Below are 2875 nucleotides of genomic sequence, written 5' to 3' on the forward strand. Positions count from 1 at the left end.
CGAGCGGCGAAGCCGCTAGCCCGCCGGCCGCGCTGGCGCGTCTCGCGTGCGGCTCCGCTGCGCGCGTGCGCGCGGCGCGGTGGGGACTTCTGTTGCCCGGCGTCCCCTGACCGCTGGAATCCGATTCTGTTGCCCGGTTCGGTCCAACCGCGCTTTTGTCTGACTAACCTAATCCGTGAGGATCAAGTTAGGCCGCAATCGCGAGCGCCTCGTTATCGTTGGCACTTGTATATGGGCCGTCGCGGTGGTCCCATTCCGAGCAAAAGACAGCGCCGTTCAACACACGTCGATCCTGGTTCGGCCCCGTCATCGCCCCCCGGTGGAGGGCGGTGGTGGAGCCGCCGGGTACTGCCCCCGGGTCCGCTGCGCCTATGTCACGCCGTCGTTTATCGCCATAGCCGGGGCGAACCCCTTGCCGGATCGATATAGTCGCTTTGACCGAACGCGCCAAGGGGCGCCTTTCGCCTGCCACAAAGAGCGGCCATGGCGCATTCGCCGATGCTGACCCAACGCTCCCGCTACGCCCTGCGCGCGATGCTGTTCCTGGCGGAAGCGCCGGCGGGCGGCCCGCCGGTGCCGATGGCGCGGATCGCCGTGGAGGTGAACGTGCCGCGCAAGTTCCTGGAGCTGATCCTGGCGGAGCTGCGCGCCGCCGACCTGATCGTGTCGACGCGGGGCAAGATGGGCGGTTACCGGCTCGCGCGGCCCCGGCATCTGATCTCGCTGGGCGATGTCGTGCGGCTGATCGAGGGGCCGTTGGCGCTGGTGCCGTGCGTCAGCCGCACCGCCTATCGCCCCTGTGGCGACTGCCATGACGAGGCGACCTGCGCGATCCGCCACGCGATGATGCGCGTGCGCGACGAGACCGCGCGCATCCTGGACGGGACCAGCCTCGCCGACGCGGCGATCCGCGAGCTGGCGGCGGCGTGATCCGACCTGCACTCCTCCCCAGGACGGAGAGGTGGCGCCCGCGCAGCGGGTGACGGAGAGGCCCGGGCCAGGCGCAGCGCCCGTGGCGGGCCCCCTCCACCACGCCCTGCGGGCGCGGTCCCCCTCCCCGTCCCGGGGAGGATTGAGAGGTCAGCGTTTCCTGATCTCGTCCCTGATCTCGCGCAGCAGCGCGATCTCGACGGGTTCGGGCTCGGGCGCGACCGGCGTCGCTTCCTGTTCGCGCCGCAGCCGCGCCGCCTCGCGCTCGACGATCGCGCCGGCCTTCGCCACCGCGCGCACGAGCAGGAAGATGACGAACGCGACGATGAGGAAGTTGACCGCCTGCGTCAGGAACGCGCCATAGCCGAGCAGCGGCACGCCCGCCTTCTTGAGCGCGGCATAGTCGGACAGCGAGCCGGTGTACGTCCCCGGCACCGGGCCGAGGCGGAGGAAGTAGCTGGAGAAATCGAGCCCGCCGAACAGCTTGCCGATCAGCGGCATCAGGATGTCGTCGGTCAGCGAGCTGACGATCCGGCCGAACGCCGCGCCGATGATCACCGCCACCGCCAGATCCAGCACGTTGCCGCGCATGATGAACGCGCGAAAATCCTTGAGCATGGCCGTCCTCCCCGGTTCGCGCGATGCTAGCCGCCGATTTGCCCTTCGCCAAGCGCGGGCGGTGCTCTATATAAGCACAACACCTCGTGGAGCCCGTCGATGCGCCGCCTTGCCTTTACCGTGCCCCTCGCCGCCGTGCTCGCCGGCTGCGGCGTCAACAGCGTGCCGACGGCGGAGGAGACCGCCAAGGCGCGCTGGGCGGACGTGCAGGCCGCGTATCAGCGCCGCGCCAACCTGATCCCCAATCTGGCGGCGACGGTGAAGGGCGCGGCGGCGTCCGAGAAGTCGATCCTGGTCGGTGTCACCCAGGCGCGCGCGCAGGCGGTGACGGTGCAGCTGTCGGGCGATGACCTGAAGGACGAGGGCAAGGTGCGGCAATACGCCGCCGCGCAGGCGGGCCTCAGCGCCGCGCTGGTGCCGCTGCGCCAGTTGCAGGAACAATATCCGGACCTGAAGAGCCAAGCGAACTTCTCGACCTTCATGAGCCAGCTGGAGGGCACGGAGAACCGCATCAACGTCAAGATCGGCGACTATAACGAGGCGGTGCAGGCGTATAATACGCGTATCCGCACCTTCCCCGACGCGGTCGGCGCCAAGGTCTTCTACGGCGCCAAGCCGATGGTGCCATTCCAGGCGGAAAAAGGCGCCGAGACCGCGCCCAAGGTGGACTTCAACTGATCCGCGCCGCCCTTCTCGCGCCGCTGCTGCTGGTCGCCGCGCCCGCAGGAGCGCAGACGTTTCCGGCGTTCACGGGGCTGGTGGTCGACGACGCGCATGTGCTGCCGCCCGCCGCCGCCGCCGACCTCACGGCGAAGCTGGAAGCGTTGCAGAAGGATACGCATCGCCAGCTGGTGGTGGCGACGGTCAAGGACCTGCAGGGGCGCGACATCGCCGACTATGGCTATCGGCTGGGGCGGAGCTGGGGCGTGGGGCTGCGCGACGTGGACAACGGCGCGGTGCTGATCGTGGCGCCAACCGAGCATCAGGTGCGGATTGAGGTCGGACGCGGGCTGGAGCCGGTGCTGACCGACGCCTGGTCGAGCGAAACGATCCGGACCACGATCACCCCGCGCTTCAAGGCGGGCGACCTGCCCGGCGGGATCTTGGCGGGAGTCGATGCAATCGGCGCGCAGCTTCGCGCCGCGCCCGAGGAGGCGCAGGCGCGGCTCGACGCGGCGGCGAAGGGGTTCGACCAGCAGCATCAGCGACGGCGGTCGTCCGGCGGTGGCGGCGGCGTGCCGATCGGGCTGATCTTCTGGGGCGTGGTGCTGCTGTTCGTGGTGCTGCCCGCGTTCGGGCGGCGGCGCTGGGGCGGCCGGCGCTGGTC

4 protein-coding genes and 1 other RNA gene are annotated in these 2875 nt (G+C 70.0%); 3 read left to right on the top strand and 2 right to left on the bottom strand.

Annotation, left to right across the window (positions count from 1 at the left end):
- Positions 1–115: 115 nt before the first annotated feature.
- Positions 116–455, bottom strand: a transfer-messenger RNA (tmRNA) gene (gene ssrA, locus HUU95_RS12855).
- 43 nt (positions 456–498) lie between these two features.
- Here ssrA and HUU95_RS12860 point away from each other — a divergent pair.
- Positions 499–930, top strand: coding sequence for an RrF2 family transcriptional regulator (locus tag HUU95_RS12860; RefSeq protein WP_174280465.1), 432 nt, complete (start codon positions 499–501; stop codon positions 928–930).
- 150 nt (positions 931–1080) lie between these two features.
- On the opposite strand, the gene mscL is transcribed toward HUU95_RS12860, so the two are convergent.
- A complete protein-coding gene (mscL, locus tag HUU95_RS12865; RefSeq protein WP_174280463.1) occupies positions 1081–1548 on the bottom strand; it encodes a large conductance mechanosensitive channel protein MscL in 468 nt (155 codons plus the stop codon).
- A gap of 99 nt (positions 1549–1647) precedes the next feature.
- Here mscL and HUU95_RS12870 point away from each other — a divergent pair, with 99 nt between their 5' ends.
- Together HUU95_RS12870 and HUU95_RS12875 are read left to right on the top strand one after the other, a co-directional pair.
- The gene (locus HUU95_RS12870; RefSeq protein WP_174280464.1) at positions 1648–2226 is read left to right on the top strand and encodes a LemA family protein; all 579 of its coding nucleotides are present in this window, start codon (positions 1648–1650) and stop codon (positions 2224–2226) included.
- 80 nt (positions 2227–2306) lie between these two features.
- The coding region (locus HUU95_RS12875) for a TPM domain-containing protein (RefSeq protein ID WP_254602792.1) at positions 2307–2875 on the top strand (569 nt) is incomplete at its 3' end.

It is taken from the genome of Sphingomonas bacterium, from assembly GCF_903643065.1.
In the GTDB taxonomy this organism is placed as follows: Bacteria; Pseudomonadota; Alphaproteobacteria; order Sphingomonadales; family Sphingomonadaceae; genus Sphingomonas.

Bases quoted from the DNA above. Each gene is read 5' to 3' on its own strand.
- HUU95_RS12860 (WP_174280465.1), top strand. From the start codon at position 499: ATGCTGACCCAACGCTCCCGCTACGCCCTGCGCGCGATGCTGTTCCTG.
- mscL (WP_174280463.1), bottom strand. From the start codon at position 1,548: ATGCTCAAGGATTTTCGCGCGTTCATCATGCGCGGCAACGTGCTGGAT.
- HUU95_RS12870 (WP_174280464.1), top strand. From the start codon at position 1,648: ATGCGCCGCCTTGCCTTTACCGTGCCCCTCGCCGCCGTGCTCGCCGGC.